The 18,957-nt window shown below is 71.4% G+C and carries 16 protein-coding genes, 1 tRNA gene and 1 pseudogene; 7 read left to right on the top strand and 11 right to left on the bottom strand.

The genetic code is table 11. The features are described from left to right. A partial coding sequence (locus tag AB0J06_RS25095; protein ID WP_357431930.1) for a GntR family transcriptional regulator occupies nt 1–420 on the bottom strand: 420 nt, incomplete at its 3' end. Between the two features lie 95 nt (nt 421–515). Continuing rightward, entirely contained in the window at nt 516–2,087 is a 1,572-nt protein-coding gene (locus AB0J06_RS25090) for an amino acid permease (RefSeq protein ID WP_357431928.1), read from the bottom strand. 567 nt (nt 2,088–2,654) lie between these two features. Between AB0J06_RS25090 and AB0J06_RS25085 the strand changes: the two genes are divergently transcribed. Continuing rightward, nucleotides 2,655–2,728, top strand: a tRNA-Arg gene (locus AB0J06_RS25085). A 149-nt stretch (nt 2,729–2,877) separates the two neighbouring features. Here the strand turns inward: AB0J06_RS25085 and AB0J06_RS25080 are convergent. Then, entirely contained in the window at nt 2,878–3,459 is a 582-nt protein-coding gene (locus AB0J06_RS25080) for a sugar O-acetyltransferase (protein WP_357431926.1), read from the bottom strand. 68 nt (nt 3,460–3,527) lie between these two features. On the opposite strand from AB0J06_RS25080, the gene AB0J06_RS25075 reads away from it, so the two are divergent. Next, nucleotides 3,528–4,697 carry a glycosyltransferase gene (locus AB0J06_RS25075; protein ID WP_357431924.1) on the top strand — a complete coding sequence of 390 codons (1,170 nt, stop codon included), beginning with the start codon at nt 3,528–3,530 and terminating at the stop codon, nt 4,695–4,697. Between the two features lie 81 nt (nt 4,698–4,778). Here the strand turns inward: AB0J06_RS25075 and AB0J06_RS25070 are convergent, their stop codons facing one another. The 8 genes from AB0J06_RS25070 to AB0J06_RS25035 all read right to left on the bottom strand — a co-directional run bounded on the left by AB0J06_RS25070 (nt 4,779) and on the right by AB0J06_RS25035 (nt 15,056). Further along, complete coding sequence (locus tag AB0J06_RS25070) at nt 4,779–6,392, bottom strand: methyl-accepting chemotaxis protein (RefSeq protein WP_357431922.1); 1,614 nt, start codon at nt 6,390–6,392, stop codon at nt 4,779–4,781. A 70-nt stretch (nt 6,393–6,462) separates the two neighbouring features. Then, nucleotides 6,463–8,661: an EAL domain-containing protein gene (locus AB0J06_RS25065; protein WP_357431920.1), complete on the bottom strand. Its 2,199-nt coding sequence runs from the start codon at nt 8,659–8,661 to the stop codon at nt 6,463–6,465. A 242-nt stretch (nt 8,662–8,903) separates the two neighbouring features. After that, a complete protein-coding gene (pcaF, locus tag AB0J06_RS25060) occupies nt 8,904–10,109 on the bottom strand; it encodes a 3-oxoadipyl-CoA thiolase (RefSeq protein WP_357431918.1) in 1,206 nt (401 codons plus the stop codon). A gap of 44 nt (nt 10,110–10,153) precedes the next feature. Then, nucleotides 10,154–11,611, bottom strand: coding sequence for a benzaldehyde dehydrogenase (locus AB0J06_RS25055; RefSeq protein WP_357431916.1), 1,458 nt, complete (start codon nt 11,609–11,611; stop codon nt 10,154–10,156). A 1-nt stretch (nt 11,612) separates the two neighbouring features. Continuing rightward, nucleotides 11,613–12,455 (bottom strand): ABC transporter ATP-binding protein, encoded by an 843-nt coding sequence (locus tag AB0J06_RS25050; RefSeq protein WP_357431914.1) that lies wholly within the window; start codon nt 12,453–12,455, stop codon nt 11,613–11,615. Nucleotides 12,456–12,466: 11 nt separating this feature from the next. Further along, nucleotides 12,467–13,243 carry an ABC transporter permease gene (locus AB0J06_RS25045; RefSeq protein WP_357431912.1) on the bottom strand — a complete coding sequence of 259 codons (777 nt, stop codon included), beginning with the start codon at nt 13,241–13,243 and terminating at the stop codon, nt 12,467–12,469. Continuing rightward, nucleotides 13,240–14,097 carry an ABC transporter permease gene (locus tag AB0J06_RS25040; RefSeq protein ID WP_357431910.1) on the bottom strand — a complete coding sequence of 286 codons (858 nt, stop codon included), beginning with the start codon at nt 14,095–14,097 and terminating at the stop codon, nt 13,240–13,242. The genes AB0J06_RS25045 and AB0J06_RS25040 overlap by 4 nt, the downstream gene beginning before the upstream one ends. After that, nucleotides 14,094–15,056: an ABC transporter substrate-binding protein gene (locus AB0J06_RS25035; protein WP_357431908.1), complete on the bottom strand. Its 963-nt coding sequence runs from the start codon at nt 15,054–15,056 to the stop codon at nt 14,094–14,096. Before AB0J06_RS25035 ends, AB0J06_RS25040 begins: the two co-directional genes overlap by 4 nt. Nucleotides 15,057–15,636: 580 nt before the next feature. Here AB0J06_RS25035 and AB0J06_RS25030 point away from each other — a divergent pair. The 5 genes and pseudogenes from AB0J06_RS25030 to AB0J06_RS25010 all read left to right on the top strand — a co-directional run. After that, the gene (locus AB0J06_RS25030; RefSeq protein ID WP_357431906.1) at nt 15,637–16,461 is read left to right on the top strand and encodes a CoA transferase subunit A; all 825 of its coding nucleotides are present in this window, start codon (nt 15,637–15,639) and stop codon (nt 16,459–16,461) included. After that, nucleotides 16,458–17,234 carry a CoA-transferase subunit beta gene (locus tag AB0J06_RS25025; RefSeq protein ID WP_357431904.1) on the top strand — a complete coding sequence of 259 codons (777 nt, stop codon included), beginning with the start codon at nt 16,458–16,460 and terminating at the stop codon, nt 17,232–17,234. The genes AB0J06_RS25030 and AB0J06_RS25025 overlap by 4 nt, the downstream gene beginning before the upstream one ends. Before the next feature lie 20 nt (nt 17,235–17,254). After that, nucleotides 17,255–18,007 carry a protocatechuate 3,4-dioxygenase subunit beta gene (gene pcaH / locus AB0J06_RS25020; RefSeq protein WP_357431902.1) on the top strand — a complete coding sequence of 251 codons (753 nt, stop codon included), beginning with the start codon at nt 17,255–17,257 and terminating at the stop codon, nt 18,005–18,007. Next, nucleotides 18,004–18,582 (top strand): protocatechuate 3,4-dioxygenase subunit alpha, encoded by a 579-nt coding sequence (gene pcaG, locus AB0J06_RS25015; RefSeq protein ID WP_357431900.1) that lies wholly within the window; start codon nt 18,004–18,006, stop codon nt 18,580–18,582. Before pcaH ends, pcaG begins: the two co-directional genes overlap by 4 nt. 260 nt (nt 18,583–18,842) lie before the next feature. After that, nucleotides 18,843–18,957, top strand: a pseudogene (locus AB0J06_RS25010) (short-chain dehydrogenase); the annotation flags it as partial.

Below are 18,957 nucleotides of genomic sequence, written 5' to 3'. Positions count from 1 at the left end.
CCGGTGCTGCGCCGGCTGGCCCTTGACGAGCACGGGTTGCGCTGGCGGCACGCCCCCGACGTGCTGACGCCGGAAGTCCAACGCGTCGTGCAACTCCGCCCCCATCTGCCGGGCCAACTCCCCCGCGTCGGCCGCGACCCGTCCGGCCGCGACCGCGGAGATCACGAACGTCCCGCCGGCCCGCCCCCGCCGCGACCGCAGGTAGCCCGCCTCGCGCAACGCCCCGATCGCCTCGCGCAGCGTCACCCGGCTCACCTGGAGGCGCTCGGCCAACTCCCGTTCCGCCGGGAGTCGCTCACCCACCTCGACCAGGCCCAGCTTGATCGCCTGCACGAGACGCGCGACCGTGATCTCGAACGCGTTGCCACCGCGGACCGGACGCCACGTCGGGACCGCGGTGCGCGGGCGGTCCGCGTTCACCGGCTCATCGGTATTCGCCGTGCACGGCCATTCCCCCGTACCTCCCTGGGCTGCTCCGCCGGGTGCGCCGTGGCACACCCGGCGGAATCTCGAAGCTAATCGCCGACCGGCTGCTTGCCCGCCGGCTCTTCCCCGGCGAACTCCTCCCCGGCCGGATCTTCCCCGGCCAGGTTCTGTCGCGGCCCCGTGAACCAGTGGCGCGCGCTGACGACCCACCACAGCCACGCCCCACCGACGACCACCGCGACCGCCACGATCGTGTAATTGAAGGTCTGCGCGGTGATCGGGCTGCCGGTCGGCAACACGAAGAGCACGCAGATCACCCCCACCCAGACGACCGCGAGCCAGCCCACCGGCGCGCTCCACCGCCCCAGGTTCCACGGCCCCGGCGCGAAGTCGTCACGGCGGCGACGCAGGAACACCGGCACCACGTACGCGATATAGAGCCCGATCACCGCGATCGAGGTGGCCGCGAGATAGGCCGTGGTGTTCCACAGCGACGGCAGGACCAGCAACGTCGAGCAGGCGACGCAGAGCCAGATCGAGTTGGTGGGGGTGCCGGTGCGCGGGTTGACCCGCTTCCAGAGCCGCGAACCGGGCAGCGCGCCGTCCCGGCTGAACGCGTACGCCATCCGCGAGTTGGCGGTCACCGAGGCCATCCCGCAGAAGAACTGCGCGACCACGCAGATGAAGAGCAGGAAGGTGCCGAGGCTCTGACCGGCCGCGTCGATGAAGATCTGCGCGGGCGGCAGCCCCAGCTCCGTGCCCCGCTGCGCCTCGTAGTCCTGAATGGACCACGTGATGGCGACCAGCAGCACGAAGCCGGCGATCACCGACACGAGCACGGACATCACGATGCCGCGCGGAGCCGAGCGGGCCGCGTCGTGCGTCTCCTCCGCGACGTGCGCGCTCGCGTCGTAACCCGTGTAGGTGTACTGCGCCATCAGCAGACCGATGAGCACCGCGTAGAAGCCGGCGCCGGTGAAGGTGAAGCCGGTGGCGTTGCGGACCTCGAAGAAGACCTCCGAGATCGGTTTGTGCTGGTCCGGCACGACGACGAGCACCCCGACGATCACCACCACGCCGACGATGTGCCACCAGGCGCTCACGTCCGAGAGCACCCGTACCAGGTTGACGCCGAACGTGTTGAGCAGCCCGTGCGCCACGATGATCGCGAGAAAGACCAGGAACGTCCGGCCCGGGGTCACCTCGAGGTCGAAGGCGAGGCTGAGGAAGGCGGACGTGGTGATCGCGGCGCCGAAGTCGATCGCCGCGGTGACCGCGACCTCGCCGAGGAAGTTGAACCAGCCGACGAACCACGCCCACGCCGCCTTGTTGCGTTTCGCGAGCGCCGCCGCCCACCAGTAGAGCGCGCCGGCGGTCGGGTAGACCGAGCAGATCTCCGCCATCGCGAGCGCGACGAAGAGCACCATGCCGCCGACGAAGAGCCAGCCGAGGGTGATCGCCGCCGGGCCGCCGGCGGTCATCGCGATGCCGTACGAGGTGATCGCGCCGGCGAGGATCGAAATGATCGAAAACGAGACCGCGAAGTTGGAAAAGCCGGAGAGCTTACGGCGCAACTCCTGTTTGTAGCCCAGTTGCGCGAGCCGCTCCTCATCGGTCATCGGGGCCGCCGCGGTGGCCCCGTCCTGCGTGGTTGCGCTCATCGGTATCTCCTTGAGCCGTGTGACCTACGCCACTGCGTGAGGAGATGATCGCGCCGCCTCGACGTGCGGTCAATGGATACGGCGCCCAATATTCGGCGGGGACCAGACCTTTCCCTCCCCCACGGTCCCCCGCGCCACGTCCCCCGCGTGATCCGCGTGATCCGGGATCCGCCCGCGCGTGTCCCCGCGCGTCCCCGCCGCCACTCCCTGATCACCGTGATCAGGGAAATGCGTTGCGGCGGAACGGCGGCGCGCGCATGCTCATGGGCATGACAAGGCAGGAGTACGACGGGGGGCGCCGGCAGCGATGCCGACGCGACGGGTCCGCCGTCCTGCCGGGAGTTCGTACGCGCCGCTGAGCGCGACCGGGCCCCCGGCGGGCCCGCAGACTTCCCGGGCGGTTCGCCCGGTTCCAGGGTCCTCATCAGACCCTCGGTTACCCGGGCGGCTCAGGCCCGGCGCCGGGTCCTCGGACGGCCCGGCACCCGCGGCGGCGCGGGGCGCGGTCACCTCTCTCACCGCACGGCCTCACCGTGCCAACGCCCGCTCCGCGTCGCCGCACATCACCCGCTCGTGGCCCAACTGGACAGGGCTCCGGCCTACGAAGCCGGCGGTTGCAGGTTCGAATCCTGCCGAGCGGACGGTGGCGCACCGACAGTGACGATCTTGGTGCGCCGGCCATTCGGCTGACGTCGAGCGCTCTCCGTCAGACCGTGCACCCCGGCCCATCCCCTGCGGGTGATCCCCGCACGCTCGAGGGCCGGCCGCGGCGCTGCGACGCGGGCGCGCGTCACAACGTGCGGACCACGCGGGCCGGGTTGCCGACCGCGACCACGTTCGCGGGCAGGTCCTTGGTCACGACCGCTCCGGCGCCAACGACGGTGTTCTCCCCGATGCTCACGCCGGGAAGGATGATCACCCCGCCGCCCAGCCACACGTTGTTCCCCACGGTGATCGGCTGCGCCGCCTCGAACTTCGCCCGGCGCGGTTCCGCCTCCACCGGATGAGTGGGGGTCAGGAACTGCACGTTGGGGCCGACCTGCACGTCGTCGCCGATCGTGATCGGGGCGACGTCGAGCATGACCGCGTTGAAGTTGATGAAGGTCCGCGCGCCGATGTGGATCTGGTAGCCGTAGTCGCAGTGCAGCGGCGGCCTGATCTCGGTGCCCTCCCCCAGCGAGCCGAGCAACTCCCGGAGCACCCCGAGCCGCGCCTCCGAGTCCGCCGGATCGGTCAGGTTGAACTCCGCGGTCAGCTTCATCGCGCGCAGACTCTCGGCGGCCAACTCCGGGTCGTCGGCGATGTAGAGGTCGCCCGCCAGCATCCGCTCCCGCTGGCTGCGCCCGTCCGATCCGTGCGTCTCGTGGCTCATCCACCCGACCATACGCATGGGCCGGGACAGGAGTGGACATCGTGGTCGTCCGCGGGTAGGACGCATCCGTGCGCATCCTCTTCACCTTTGCCGGCGGCCGGGGGCACTTCGAGCCGCTCGTCCCGATCGCCCGCGCCGCGGAGGCCGCCGGCCACGTCGTCGCCGTCGCGGGCCGGGCCGCGCTGGTCCCGATCATCGAGACGGCGGGGTTCACCGGGCTGGCCGTCGAAGCCGATGGCGGTGGTCCGCCCCGGCGGATCCCGCTGCAGGAGCTCGACCCCGACCGGGAGGACCGGGATCTTCGCGACGGCTTCGCGGATCGGGCCGCACGTCAACGCGCCACCCTGCTCCTCGCGCTCTGCGCCGATTGGGAGCCCGACCTGATCGTCTGCGACGAGACGGACTTCGGCAGCATGATCGTGGCCGAGCGCCTCGGGCTGCCGTACGCGACCGTGCTCGTCATCGCCGCCGGGTCCTTCGTCCGCAAGGAACTGATCGCCGGGCCGCTGCATCGGCTGCGCGCCGAGCACGGCCTGCCACCCGACCCCGAGCTGGCGATGCTCAGCCGTCATCTCGTCCTGTCGCCGATTCCGCCGCGCTACCGCGACCCTGTCTTTCCGCTGCCCGCCACCGCGCATTCGGTCCGCCCGTTCGCCGTCGGGCCTGCGGCCGACGACGCGGCACCGCCGTGGTTGGCGGAGCTTCGCGGCGCGCCCACGGTCTACTTCACGCTGGGGACGGTCTTCAACGTCGAGTCCGGCGACCTCTTCGCGCGGGTGCTCGCGGGACTCCGCGAGCTGCCCGTCAACCTCGTCGTCACCGTCGGGCGGGAGATCGATCCCGACGAGTTGGGGCCGCAACCCGCGCACGTTCACGTCGAGCGGTTCATTCCCCAGTCGGTGCTCCTGCCGTACTGCGATCTGGTCGTGTCGCACGGCGGGTCGGGGAGCGTGCTGGGCGCGCTGGCGCACGGACTGCCGATGGTGCTCATCCCGATGGGCGCCGACCAGCCACACAACGCGGCCCGCTGCACGGAGCTCGGTGTCGCGCGGGTGCTGGACGCGGTACGGGCGACACCCGCGTCCGTGCGGGACGCGGCCTCCGCGGTCCTGGCGGATCCGGGTTTCCGCCGGGCCGCGCAGCGCCTGCGGGACGAGATGGCCGCCCTACCCGGGCCGGAGCATGCCGTGAGGCTGCTCGAACGACTCGTCACGGAAAGGCGATCACGCGATCGATGAAGATCCGCGTGATCAGGAAGCTCCACCCGCACACACGCGGCGAAGCGCGGGAGGTGTTCCCTGATCACGCGGATCCTGCGGCTAGGTGGTCCGGAAACGGTGGACCAGGGTCTGCAGCTCCTCGGACATCCGGGCCAGCTCCGCGGCCGACCGCTGGAACTCCGCGACGCGCTCCGTGGTCTGTTCCGTGGCCGTCGCCACGCCGGCGACGGTCGTCGCGATGTTCGCCGAGCCGCTGGCGGCGTCGCCGATGCTGCGGTTCATCTCGGTGGTCGTCGCCGTCTGCTCCTCCACCGCGGAGGCGATCGTCAACTGATGCTCGTTGATCTTCGAGATGATCTCGCCGATCTGGGTGATCGCCGCGACCGCGCTCGATGTGTCGCTCTGGATCGCCTCGACCCGCCCGGCGATGTCCTCGGTCGCCCGGGCCGTCTCCTGCGCGAGCTCCTTGACCTCGTTCGCGACCACGGCGAAGCCCTTGCCGGCATCCCCCGCGCGGGCGGCCTCGATGGTGGCGTTGAGAGCGAGCAGGTTGGTCTGCTCGGCGATCGACGTGATCACCTTGATCACGTTGCCGATCTCGGCGGACGACTCGCCCAGCTTGGCCACCGTGTGGTTCGTGTCGGCCGCCACCGAAACCGCCTGGCTGACGACCCTGGACGCCTCGTTGGCGCTCCGCGTGATGTCCTGGATCGAGGCGCCCATCTCGGCCGAGCCCGTCGCCACCGTGTGCACGTGATGCGACACCTGCTCCGCCGCGCCGGCCACCACGCCGGCCTGCGCGCTGGCCTCCGCCGCGGACGAGGCCGCGGCGACCGAGTTGGTTTCCACGTTCTTCGAGGCGTCCGACAGTTGACGGGCCGTGTCGGCCACCGCCAGCACCGTGCCGCGGATCGCGCCGACCGCCTCATCCAGGGCACGCCCCATCTCGGCGACCTCGTCACGACCGTCGCCACCGACCCGTACGTCGAGATCGCCGTCGGCGACCCGGCGCAGCGCGGTCAGGCAGCGGCCCAGCGGTCCGACGACGCTCCGGGTCACCAGCCACGCGAGCAGCGAGGCCAGCAGGACCCCGAGTGCGGCGGCGGCGTACATCAGGGTCCGTGAGGTCTTGGCCAGTTCGCCCGCCGCGGCGACCGCCTCGGCGCTGCGCTCCGTGGTGGACTTGATCAGCGCCAGCGTGCTGTCCATGATGGCCATGTACGTGTCCAACTGGACCGTGTTCACATAGTCGATGGCGGCGTCGGCGGCCGCCTTGGTGTTCGCCTGGAGCAGCCCCACCATGTGCTCATCGATGCGGAAGTACTCCGCCCACGCCTCCCGCAGCTTGGTCAGCTGCTGCAGCTCGGCGGCCGTCATGTATTGCGCGTGCACCGTCTCCAGCGCCTTGCGCAGCGCGTCGGTCTCGGCCAGGTAGCCGGCCCGGTTGACGCCCTTGTCGGCGATGGCCTCGCGCGGGGTGAAGCGGTATGCCTCGGCGAGGTAGCCCATCTGCCAGGCGCTGACGCTGCCGTCATAGAACTTGATCTGTTCCAGGTCGCTGGTGAGCACCCGCAGGTTCTCGACCCGCTGCACGGCCGCTTCCTGCCGTCGCAACGCGTTGGCGGCGAGCAGCGCGGTGCCGATCAGCAGCGCGGTGACCAGCGCGAACGCGACGCCCAGGCGTACGCCCAGTTTCAGACGGTTCAACCCCACGTCTGCTCCTCGATAGTGGCGAAAGACCTCACGGGGTTCTATCGGCACTTTCGTTTCGGAGTTGAGCCCGCTAAGCGAACGACAGCCGCGCGCTGATGTCGTCCGCCCCGCCGGGGTCGCCGTAGAAGCGCCCCTGTCCGGTGTCGCAGCCCAGCGCACGCAGCCGCTCGACCTGCTCCGGCGTCTCGACCGCCTCTGCGGTCACCGCCAGCCCCAGCGCGTGGGCGAGCCGCACCAGCGCGTCCACGATCTGCTCGTCGACCGTGGTCTCCGCGCCCGCGGCGCGGATCCCCTCCACGAACGGGGCGGCGAGCTTGAGCGTGTGGATCGGCATCCGGCGCAGGTACGCCAGGTTGGAGTAGCCGGTGCCGAAGTCGTCGATCGCCAGCCGTACGCCGAGGGCGGCGAGGCGACGCAGCGACCGCAGCGGCTCCCCGGTGGTCGCCATCACCGCGCTCTCGGTCAGCTCCAGCTGCAGCAGCTCCGCCGGCAGGCCGGTGCGGGCCAGCACGTCGGCGACCTCCGCGACGATCCCCGGGTCGCTGACCTGCTGAGCGGCGAGGTTGACGTTCACCACCAGCCGCGCCTCGGGGAAGTCGGCGTGCCAGCGACTGGCCTGCTCGCAGGCGTGTTCGAGCACCCACCGCCCGAGCCGCACGATGAGGCCGCTCTTCTCCGCCAGGCCGATGAAGCGATCGGGCCCGAGCAGGCCGAGGTCGGGGTGGCGCCAGCGGACCAGCGCCTCGACGGCGTACAGCGTGCCGTCGGCGAGGGTCACGATCGGCTGGTAGTCGAGGAGGAACTCCCCCCGCTCCAGCGCGGCCGGCAACTCGGCGGCGAGCATCGACCGGGCCAGATGATCGGCGCTGCGTACGGGGTCGAAGAGGGCGAAACGTCCCCGCCCTTCGGCCTTCGCCCAGTAGAGGGTCGTGTCGGCGGCCTTCATCAGGTCGGTGGGGTTGGTGCCGCCTGCCGGCCCTTCCACCACGCCGATGCTCGCCGACACCTCCAGCTGATGCTCGTCGATCCGGACCGGCGCGGCGACGGTGTCGAGGGCGGCCTCGGCGACCGCGACGACGTCCTGGGTGCCGCGGGTGTGCGGGACCAGGATGACGAACTCGTCTCCGCCCATCCGGGCGACCAGATGTCCGCGGCTGGCGACACCGTCGGCGAGACGTTCGGCGATGACGCCGAGAAGGCGGTCGCCCATCGCGTGCCCGAGCCGGTCGTTGACCGCCTTGAAGCCGTCGAGGTCGAGGAAACAGACGCCGAGCCGGTCCCCCTCGGCCGCCCCGTCGAGCGCCTCGGCCAGTCGTTCGAAGAAGAGGGTGCGGTTGGGCAGCCCGGTCAGCGGGTCGTGCAGCGCCTGGAAGCGCAGCCGTTCCTGCAGCTCGTACCGGGCCGTGATGTCCTCGATCATCGCGACCGTGAAGCGCGGCCGGCCGTCGTCGTGGCGGATCAGCGAAACCGACAGATCCGTCCACAGCGCACTGCCGTCCTTGCGGTAGTAGCGCTTCTCCACCCGGGCCCGGTCGCGCCGCCCGGTGAGCAGGTCCCGGTAGAGCTCCCGCAGATCGGTGGCGTCATCGGGGTGGAAGAGCGCGGCCACGTTGATCCGCCGCAACTCCGTCATCGAATAGCCGAGCATGTCGGCGAAGGCCTGATTGACCTCGATCAGCCGCCCCGCCAGGTCGGCGATGCCGATGCCGATCGCCGCCCCGGTGAAGACCGCGCGGAACCTCGCCTCGCTGTCCCGTAGCGCCTGCTCGGCATCGTCGCGCGCCTGCTCCGCCGGGCCGTCGCCGTTGGGCCGGTCGGCCGGCCCCCGCTCGCCTGATCCCCGCTCGCCTGAAGCCCGCCCGCCTGAAGCCCGCCCGCCGGGTTCCCGCTCCCGCAGCGCCCGCGCGTGGCCGGCGGCGAGCGCGCCCTGCAGTTGTGTGATGCGCTCGCGGGCCGTCACCGAGCCGAGCTGCGCCGGAAGTACGGCGGGCAGGAAACGCTCACCGAGCGCACGGACCGACCAGGCGACGATCTCCGGTCCGGTCAGCTCGGCCTCGACCAGCGCCCGTCCCGCCTCGGTGCCGGGCTGCCCGGTGAAGGGTTGGGCGAGCACCGCGTGGGCGAGCCGCAGCGTCTGCTCCAGCAGGAGGCGCTCCAGCTCGGCGGGCGCCATCGGCACGGCGCCCGCGCGGCGCGCGGCGTCGGCCCAGCCGCGGGCATAGCGCTCGGCGCCCTGGCGGCTGAACTCCTGGCTCTCGGCGGACAGCACTGCTAATCGCGGGTGCCGGGCACATGGGTCGGCGCCCGCCCGGCCGGCCGGCGGTCGGTGCGCGATCGGATCAGGTCGATCCCGGACAGTCCCCCTGGCAGTTGCATCCGATGCCCTCAGTTCGCGTGCCGGTCAGCAGGCCCCCCGTGCTGCGTCAGAGCATACGCATCACCCGCCGGCGGGGCCGTCCCGCGCGAGCGCCGCGACCCGGTTCTGTCTGGTACAAGACCGACCGACCGGGCCTAAACCGGCGACTCCAACAGGAGCGAAATGCCCTGGCCGACCCCGATGCACATGGTGCAGAGCGCCCGCCGCGCGTCGCGGTGGCCGAGTTCGAGCGCCGCCGTCAGCGCCAGCCGGGCCCCGCTCGCGCCGAGCGGATGACCGAGCGCGATCCCGCCGCCGTTCGGGTTGACGTGCTCGGCGTCCGCCGGCAGCCCCAGCTGACGCAGCACCGCCACCGCCTGCGCGGCGAACGCCTCGTTGAGCTCGACGACATCGAGGTCGGCGACGGTGAGCCCGAGCCGACCGAGGAGCCGCTGGGTCGCCGGGACCGGGCCGATCCCCATCAGCCGGGGAGCGACGCCGGCCGTGGCGGCGCCCGCCACCCGGGCGAGCGGTGTGAGGCCGTACCGCTCGACCGCCGCCTCACTCGCGACGAGCAACGCGGCGGCGCCGTCGTTGACTCCGGAGGAGTTGCCCGCCGTCACCGTGCCCCCGTCGCGGAACGGGGTGGGGAGCTTCGCGAGCTTCTCCAGGGACGTCTCCCGGGGGTGCTCGTCGAGCTCGACGAGCTTCGTCGCGCGCCGGCCGTCGGGCACCTCGATCGCCACGATCTCCTCGGCCAACCGGCCGTTGGCCTGCGCCTTGGCGGCCCGCTGCTGGGAGCGGAGCGCGAACTCGTCCTGCGCCCGCCGGTCCACGCCGTACTCCGCGGCGACGTTCTCGGCCGTCTCCGGCATCGAGTCCGTCCCCCAGCCCTCGTGCATCCGCGGGTTGACCAGTCGCCAGCCGATCGTGGTGTCGTAGACCTCGGCGGCGCGGGAGAAGGCGGAGGTCGCCTTCGGCATCACGAACGGCGCGCGGCTCATGCTCTCCACGCCGCCGGCGATCACCAGGTCGGCCTCGCCGGAGGTGATCGCGCGCGCCGCGATCGCGACCGCGTCGAGGCCCGAACCGCAGAGCCGGTTGACGGTCGTGCCGGACACCTCCTGCGGCAGCCCGGCCAGCAGCGATGCCATCCGGGCGACGTTGCGGTTGTCCTCGCCGGCCTGGTTGGCGCAGCCGAACACCACGTCGTCGACCGCCGTCCAGTCCACCGACGGGTGGCGGGCCACCAGCTCGCGGATGACGTGCGCCGCGAGATCGTCGGGGCGCACGCCGGCAAGTGCTCCGGCGTACCGGCCGATGGGCGTACGGACACCGCCGACGAGGAATGCCGCTGTCATGACCACACCTTTCGAAAACGGGTAGCGCTCGCGCGGATGGGCGATCAGAACGGGTAGGCGGGCAGGTCGCCGCGGACGGTCACCCACCGGGTCTCCGTGAAAGCCTCCACGTTGGCCGCCGCGCCGCCAAACCGGGCGCCGGTGCCGGAGTGGGCGACGCCGCCGAAGGGCACGTTGGCCTCGTCGCCGACGGTCTGGTCGTTGATGTGCACGATGCCGGTCGGGATCCGCTCGGCCAGGGCGAGCCCCTTGAGCACATCGCGGGTGAGGATGCCGAGCGACAGCCCGTATTCGCTGTCGGCGGCGAGCGCGGCGGCCTCGTCCAGGGTCGAGAACCGGGCCACCGGCGCGACCGGACCGAAGACCTCCTGCGCGTACGCGGGCATCTCCGGCCGGACGTCGGCGAGCACGGTCGGGCGGTAGAAGAGCCCCTCGTACGTGCCCCCGGCCGCGAGCCGGGCCCCGGCGTCGACACTGTCCGCGACGAGCTGGTGGATCTTGTCGCGCTGCCGCTCGTCGATGATCGGCCCGAGCGCGACCTGGCCGGTCGCCGGGTCACCCACCGGCAGCCGGTCGGCCCGCTCGGCGAGCCTGCTCACGTACGTGTCGTAGACCGCCTCGTGCACGAGGTGCCGGCCGGTCGTCATGCAGATCTGACCCTGGTGGTTGAAGGAGCCGAAGGCGCCCACCGAGGTGGCCCGCTCCACGTCGACGTCGTCGAGGACGATCAGCGCGGAGTTGCCGCCGAGCTCGAGGTGCACGCGGGTCAGGTGGGCGGCGGCGAGTTCGCCGACCCGGCGGCCGGCGGCGGTGGAGCCGGTGAACGAGACGACCCGCACGTGCGGGTCGGCGATCAGCGCCTCGCCGACGTCGGCGCCGCCGGGCAGCACCTGGAGCACGCCGGCGGGGAGCCCGGCCTCGGAGAAGATGCGGGCCAGGGTCAGGCCGCCGCAGACGGCGGTGCGCGGGTCGGGCTTGAGGATGACGGCGTTGCCGAGCGCGAGCGCCGGTGCGACCGAGCGGATCGACAGGATCAGCGGGAAGTTGAACGGGGAGATCACTCCGACCACACCGACCGGCACCCGCTGCGCCCAGCTCAGCCGTGGCTCCTGGCTCGGCAGCAGCTCACCGTAGGGGCGGGTCGGCAGCGCCGACGCCTCGTAGCACTCCTGCGCGGCCACGCCGATCTCGAAGTCGGCCTTCGGCGCGAGCGAACCCGCCTCGCGCACGATCCAGTCCTGGACCTCGGCGGCGTGTGCCTGCCACAGGTCACCGGCCCGGCGCAGCACCGCCGCGCGCGCGGTCGGCGGCAACGCCGCCCACTCCCGCTGCGCCCGCGCCGCGTCCCGCGCCGCCTCCGTCACGTCCGCGGGCGCGGCCATCCCGATCCGGCCGAGCTCCTTGCCGGTGGCGGGCTCGATGACGGCGCGCTCGCCGCCGCCGCCGGTCGCCCAGCCGGTGCGGAAAAGCTTGCCACGCCACGCCGTTTCGTCGAGCAACATGTCAACTCCCCACTGTGGTCTTGACGTTGTCCGCGTCGTCGGCCTCGGCCGCGCACACCGCCGCGTCCGCCGGCCGCGTGCCGCGCTTCGCCGCCTGGATCTGCTCGTAGACGTGCCCGCGCAGCTCGGTGAAGCGCGGCAGCGCCCGGGTGTGCAGCTGGTCGCGCTCCTCGGGCAGGTCGATGGTGAGCTGCTCCCGAACCACGGTCGGCGACGAGGACAGGATGATCACCTTCTGGCCGAGGTAGACCGCCTCGTCGATGTCGTGCGTGACGAACAGGACGGTCACCCCGAGCTTGCGCCACAGGTCGCGGATCAGGTCCTCGAGGTCCGCGCGGGTCTGCGCGTCGACCGCCGCGAACGGCTCGTCCATCAGCAGCACCTGCGGTTGGTACGCCACGGCGCGGGCGATCGCCACGCGCTGCTGCATCCCACCGGAGAGCTGCCAGGGGTAGGCGGTGTGGGCGTCGGCCAGCCCGACCGCCGCCAACGCCTCGTCGACCAGCTTCTTCCGCTCCGCCTTGGCCATCTTCTTCTGCCGCAGCGGCAGCTCCACGTTGTCGCGGACGTTCATCCACGGGAAGAGGCTGCGGCCGTACTCCTGGAAGACCACGGCCATGCCGGGCGGCGGGCCGGTAACCGGCGAGCCGGCGAGGCGCACCTCACCGGAGGTCGGGGTGAGCAGTCCCGACATGCACTTGAGCAGCGTGGTCTTTCCGCAGCCGGAGGGACCCACCAGGCAGACCAGATCGCCCGCCTCGATGGTGAAGGTCAGGTCGCGGACCGCCTCCACGTGGCGTTGGCGCCCCTCATAGACCTTCCTCAGGCCCCGGACGTCGAGCATGAGCGTTCCTCTCAGGAGCTGCGCTGGGCGCGGCGAAGGCCGTGGTACCAGGCGAGCGCCCGGTTTTCCACGATCCGGAAGAGCAGGGAAAGAAGGAAGCCGAGCAGGCCGAGCAGCAGGATTCCGCTCCACATCTCGGGGATGGCGAAGCTGCGCTGGAACTCGACGATGGTGTAGCCCAACCCGTTACTGGCGGCGGTCATCTCGCTGATCACCATGAGGATGATGCCGATGGACAGCGCCTGCCGCATGCCGGCGACGATCTGCGGGCTGGCGGCGCGGAGCACCAGGTGCCGCAGCCGGGCGAAGCCGGTCAGCCCGTAGGAGCGGCAGGTGTCCGAGAGCACCTCGTCGACCGCCCGCACCCCCTCGACGGTGTTGAGCAGGATCGGCCAGACCGAACCGACCGCGATGACCACGATCTTCATCGTGTGGTCGATGCCGGCGAAGAGCATGATCACCGGGACCAGCACCGGCGGCGGGATCGCCCGGAAGAACTCCAGGACCGGTTCGAGCAGCGCGCGCACCCAGCGGGAGGTGCCGACGAGAACGCCGAGCGCGACGCCGACCACCACGGCGATCGCGTAACCTGCGGCGAGCCGCCACAGGCTCGGCCACACGTCGATCCGGAGCTTGTCGAGGGTCCACACCTCCCCGAACGTCCGCAGGATCGTGCGCAGCGGCGGTACGTAGAAGTTTTCGCTGTTCTCCGTGCTGACCCACCAGATGGTGAGCAGCACGACGGGGAGCGCGGCGGCGTACCCGATGCGCTTGCCGACGCCGGTCACGCGACCACCTCGCTCCGCATGGAGGAGTGCCAGGAAAGGATCCGGCGCTCGGTGGCCCGGGCCGCCAGATTGATCGCCACACCGAGTATCCCGGTCACCACGACCAGGGCGTACATGGCGGGGACGGCGTTGGACGCGAGCGCGCGGGAGATCAGCGAGCCGAGGCCCGGGGAGCCGATGACGAGCTGCGCGGTGATCGCCAGGACCAGCGCGACGCCCGCGGCGAGCCGGACGCCCGTCATCACGTACGGCAGGGCGGTCGGCCACATCACGTGGCGGATCCGGGCCCAGGTCCCGAGCCCGTAGCTGCGGGCGGTCTCGTCGGCCACCGGGTCGACGTCCTGTACGCCGTAGAGCACCTGGAGCAGCACCTGCCAGAACGCCGCGTAGACCACGAGCAGCAGCGTCGACTGGATCTCGGTGCCGTAGAGCAGCACGGCGAGCGGGATCAGCGCGACCGACGGGATCGGTCGCAGAAACTCGATCGTGGACGAGGTGATCGACCGGAGCACCGGCACGGCGCCGATGAGCACGCCCACCACGATGCCGGCGACGACGGCGATCGCGAGTCCGATCGCCCACGCGATCAGCGTGTTGCCCAGCGCCGTCCAGAACTCCGCCTCGCCCAACTGCTCGGCCAGGGCAACCATGATCTGGCTGGAGGGGGGCAGGAAGCGGGCGGAGACCAGACCGGTGTGCGGCAGCACCTCGATCACGAGCAGCAGCCCGGCGAGCCCGGCGAACCCGAGCAGCGCGGTGTGCGGACGGCGCCGGGCGGGCGTCCCGCTCGGCGGTGGCGGAACCGCGCCGGGACCGGTGTCACCGGTCCCGGCGGGGATCACGTTCGTTGTCACGGCTGCAGCAGCTGGTTCAGATCGGGGGCCTTGGTGAAGACGCCGTCGGCCTCGCCGAGCTTCGCCAGGGCCTCGACGGAGGCCCGGTTGATCTCGGTCGGCCACATCGGCAGGGTCATCGAGTCGAGAATGACCTGGTCGATGTCGGTGTAGGTCTTGAGTACCGCGCGGACCTCGTCCGGGTGGGCGTTGGCGTAGGCGAGGGACTCGTTCATCGCCTCCTTGAACTTCGCGACCAGCTCCGGGTTCTCCTTCGCGAGCTTGGTGCTGGCGAAGTAGACAGCCACCGTCAGGTCCGGCGCGGCGTCGACGTAGTTCCAGGCCACGACCCGGCCACCGGCGTCCTTGACGATCGCGAGCGAGGGCTCGACGACCCAGGCGGCGTCGACGTCGCCCTTCTCGACCGCGGCCGGCATCTGGGCGAAGGGCATCTCGATGAACCTGATGCCGCTCGGGTCGCCGCCGGCCTTGCGGACCGACTCGCGCACCGTGGTGTCGCCGATGTTCTTCTGGGTGTTGACCGCGACCTTCTTGCCGGCGAGGTCCTTCGCGCTCTGGATCGGGCTGTCGCCCTTGACCACGACGCCACCGAAGTCGGCGCCGGCCTTGCCGGTCGAGGCCACACCGTTGGCGACGGCCTTGATCGGCACGTTCTTGGTCTGCGCCACCATCAGGGAGGTCACGTTGCTGAACCCGAACTGGAACTGGCCGCTGACCACACCGGGCACGATGGCGGCGCCGCCCTGGCCGCTCTCCATCGTGAGGTTGATGCCGCGGTTGGCGAAGAAGCCCTTTTCCTTACCGATGTAGATCGGCGCGACGTCGACGATCGGGATCACGCCGACCTTGACGGCCGTGGTGCCTCCGCTCTTCGACCCGTCGTTGGACGAGCCGCCACCGCAGGCCGCCGTGAAGAGCAGCGCGGTTGTCGCGGTGAGGGCGACAAGGGACCGTCGCATGGGACCTCCTGAAGTGGTGGGTGGGGGTCTCGGCTGAAATGTTCGCCTGCCGAACGCTGGTTCTCATGAAGAACGTACGACGTGGCATGGCTCACGTCAACGTCACTGCACTGAAACAACTACGTACGGCAGCGGAAAACGGATTGGTCCGGGGTCGATTGGGGAACGGAGCCCTCGACCCGACGCGGGGATCCGCCGGCACACCCCTACGCCCAGCGACACGACACTGATCCGGGGCCCGCACGAAGGGCACCCTACGGGAGGGCGGTTACGCGGTCGTTCCCTGCGGCGAGCGCGCTCCGCAAGCACGTGGGGTGACCACCGCGACGGCAGTCGCCGCCCGGGAACCGGCCGGCGCTGGTCGGCGAGGGCGGGAGGGCGATAGTCGTAGGCACGGTCAGCGAACGCGCGACGACAACGCGTGCACCACTTCGTTACCGGACCGATATCGCTCGGCGGCGCTCCGATTCGCGCGATCGGGACTTTCCGACCCGGCGGCGGACGTTGACATGCGGCTCGCGCCCCCCGTAACGTTCGCCTGGCGAACTTTTGTTCTCACCACGCACCAGAAATGGGGTAGATGGGTGTGATCACCTCGCTGGCGGACGCGATCGCCGAACTGGTGCACGATGGCGATACCGTCGCCCTGGAAGGCTTCACGCACCTGATCCCGGTCGCCGCCGGGCACGAGATCATCCGGCAGGGCCGCCGCGACCTGACGCTCGTCCGGATGACGCCCGACATTGTGTACGACCAGCTCATCGGGGCTGGGTGCGCGCGCAAACTGATCTTCTCGTGGGCCGGCAACCCCGGCGTGGGCTCGCTGCACCGCTTCCGTGACGCCGTCCAGCACAGCTGGCCCGCGCCGCTCGAGATCGAGGAGCACAGCCACGCCGGCATGGCGAACCGCTACGTCGCCGGGGCCTCCGGGCTCCCGTTCGCCGTGCTGCGCGGCTACGTCGGCACCGACCTCGTCGCCCAGACCCCGACCATCAAGCCGATCACCTGCCCCTTCACCGGAGAGGTGCTGACCGCCGTGCCGGCGCTCAACCCCGACGTGGGCATCGTGCACGCGCAGCGCGCCGACCGGGCGGGCAACGTGCAGATGTGGGGCATCACGGGCGTACAGAAGGAGACCCTCCTCGCCTCCCGCCGCTCGCTGGTCACGGTCGAGGAGATCGTCGACGAACTCGAACCACGGCCGGGCGCGGTCGTCCTGCCCTCCTGGACGGTCACCCGGATCGCGGAGGTCCCCGGCGGCGCCCACCCCTCCTACGCGATGGGCTACAGCGAGCGGGACAACGACTACTACCAGGCCTGGGACACCATCAGCCGGGACCGGGCGGCGTTCACCGCCTGGCTCGACGAGCACGTGCTGGGCCGGACCGCAGCGGAGGCGTCATGACCGGTCAGCCCGCCCCGAACTGGTCGTCCGACGAGATGATGACCATCGCGGCCGCCCGCGCGCTGCGCGACGGCGCCCGGTGCTTCGTCGGCATCGGTCGCCCCAGCACGGCGGCCAACCTGGCCCGCCGTACCCACGCACCCGACCTCGTCCTGATCTACGAGTCCGGCACGATCGGCGCCAAGCCCGGCCGGTTGCCGCTCTCCATCGGCGACGGCGTGCTCGCCGAGACCGCCGACACGGTCGTGCCGGTGCCGGAGATCTTCAACTACTGGCTGCAGCCCGGCCGCATCGACGTCGGCTTCCTCGGGGCCGCGCAGATCGACCGGTACGGCAACATCAACACCACCGTCATCGGTGACGACTACACGGATCCCAAGGTGCGGCTGCCCGGCGCCGGAGGCGCACCGGAGATCGCCGCCTCCTGCCGCGAGGTCATCGTCATCGTCCAGCACAGCCGGCGCGCCTTCGTGGACCGCGTCGACTTCGTGACCTCCGTCGGCTTCGGCTCCGGTCCCGGCGACCGCGAACGGCTCGGCCTGACCGGGCGCGGCCCGGTCCTGGTCATCACCGACCTCGGGCTGCTGGAGCCGGACCCGCGGACCGCCGAGCTGACCCTCACCCAGGTGCACCCCGGCGTGGACCCGGAGCAGGTACGCGCGGCGACCGGCTGGCCGTTGGCGGTCGCCGCCGAGCTGCGCACGACCGCCCCACCCACCGCGGACGAGCTCGTGGCGCTGCGTGACCTGCAATCACCGAACCGGCAAGCTTGAGCTGACAGGAGGGACCGCGCATGACGCAGACATCCGACGTACCCACCGGGGACGTCACCGCGAGCGGCCTCGTGCTGCCCCGCTACCGCCGCGACGAGGCGGGCGTTCATCCCCCGCTGCTGTCACCGGGGTACGGCTCCACCGTTCTCCGCGCGCCGAACCAGCAACCGCTCCTGCTGCCGCACACCCTCACCGAGGTCACCGGCCCGACCCTCGGCGAGGGACGGGTCACCGCCGCCGACGCCGACCTGACGATGTACGCGGGCGGAGAGGCCCAGGGACAGCGCATCATCGTGCACGGCCGGGTGCTCGACAGCGACGGCCGACCCGTACCGAACACGCTGGTGGAGGCCTGGCAGGCCAACGCCGCCGGGCGGTACCTGCACAAGCTCGACCAGCACGACATGCCACTCGACCCGCACTTCGCCGGTGTCGGACGGGCGATGACCGACTCGCTGGGGCGCTACCGGTTCGTCACGATCAAGCCGGGCGCCTACCCGTGGCGCAACCACTTCAACGCGTGGCGACCGGCCCACATCCACTTCTCGCTCTTCGGGCGGGCCTTCACTCAGCGCCTGGTCACCCAGATGTACTTCCCGGACGACCCGCTCTTCCCGTACGACCCGGTGTGGAACTCCATCCCCGACGCCGCCGCCCGGCAGCGGCTAATCGCCCGCTTCGACCTGGAGAACACGGTCGAGGAGTGGGCGCTGGGCTTCGAGTTCGACATCGTGCTGCGCGGTCGCGAGGCCACGCCCATGGAGGAATCGTGAACGAGCAGGCAACCGTGCCCCCGCAGCTCGGCGTGACGCCGTCGCAGACCGTCGGCCCGTACCTCGCGGTGGGGCTGCCCTGGCCCGACGGACCGTTCGTGGTCGAGGAGGGGACGCCCGGCGCGATCTGGTTGCGCGGCCGGGTGACCGACGGCGAGGGCGAACCGGTGCGTGACGGCCTGATCGAAACGTGGCAGGCGGACCCGGACGGACGGTTCGACCACCCCGACGACCCGCGCGGCGCGGTCGCCGGCTTCCGCGGCTTCGGCCGCTGCCCGACGGACGAGGCCGGCGAGTACGCGATCCTCACGCGCAAGCCCGGTCCGGTTCCCGGGCCGGACGGCACCACCCAGGCGCCGCACGTCGACGTCTCCGTCTTCGCCCGCGGTCTGCTGCACCGCGTGGTCACCCGGATCTACTTCGCCGACGAAGCCGACGCCAATGCCGGCGACCCGGTGTTCGCCGCGGTGCCCGCGGAACGACGGCCGACCCTCGTGGCGGTGCCGGACGGCGACGGCTACCGGTTCGACATCCGGTTGCAGGGGGAGCATGAAACCGTCTTCTTCGCCGTCTGACCCCCGGCCGTCCGCCCCCCGCGCCGCCGAGCAACAGCCCTCGGGTGGCCTCTTCGACGGCGTGCTCGCCGCCGGAGCAGTCCGCGCGGCCGTCGACGACCACGCCTGGCTGCAGGCCATGCTCGACGTGGAAGCGGCGCTGACCCGCGCCCAGGCGACGGCGGGGACGGTTCCGCCCGGGGCGGTCGCGCCGATCGAGGCGGCCTGCCGGGCCGAGCACTTCGACCCGGCGCGGCTCGGCGCGGACGCGGCAGCGGGCGGAAATCCGGTCATCCCGCTGGTACCGGGGCATTCCGCTGCAGTCCGCGTACTGCGCCAGCAAGCATGCGATCCAGGGGTTCAACGACTCACTCCGCGCCGAACTGCTGCACGAGT

This window comes from Micromonospora sp. NPDC049679 (assembly GCF_040659735.1).
Lineage (GTDB): Bacteria > Actinomycetota > Actinomycetes > Mycobacteriales > Micromonosporaceae > Micromonospora_I.
This window is presented reverse-complemented; position numbering and strand designations above follow the sequence as displayed.

Bases quoted from the DNA above. Each gene is read 5' to 3' on its own strand.
- AB0J06_RS25090 (WP_357431928.1), bottom strand. From the start codon at position 2,087: ATGAGCGCAACCACGCAGGACGGGGCCACCGCGGCGGCCCCGATGACC.
- AB0J06_RS25080 (WP_357431926.1), bottom strand. From the start codon at position 3,459: ATGAGCCACGAGACGCACGGATCGGACGGGCGCAGCCAGCGGGAGCGG.
- pcaF (WP_357431918.1), bottom strand. From the start codon at position 10,109: ATGACAGCGGCATTCCTCGTCGGCGGTGTCCGTACGCCCATCGGCCGG.
- AB0J06_RS25055 (WP_357431916.1), bottom strand. From the start codon at position 11,611: ATGTTGCTCGACGAAACGGCGTGGCGTGGCAAGCTTTTCCGCACCGGC.
- AB0J06_RS25050 (WP_357431914.1), bottom strand. From the start codon at position 12,455: ATGCTCGACGTCCGGGGCCTGAGGAAGGTCTATGAGGGGCGCCAACGC.
- AB0J06_RS25035 (WP_357431908.1), bottom strand. From the start codon at position 15,056: ATGCGACGGTCCCTTGTCGCCCTCACCGCGACAACCGCGCTGCTCTTC.
- AB0J06_RS25030 (WP_357431906.1), top strand. From the start codon at position 15,637: ATGGGTGTGATCACCTCGCTGGCGGACGCGATCGCCGAACTGGTGCAC.
- AB0J06_RS25025 (WP_357431904.1), top strand. From the start codon at position 16,458: ATGACCGGTCAGCCCGCCCCGAACTGGTCGTCCGACGAGATGATGACC.
- pcaH (WP_357431902.1), top strand. From the start codon at position 17,255: ATGACGCAGACATCCGACGTACCCACCGGGGACGTCACCGCGAGCGGC.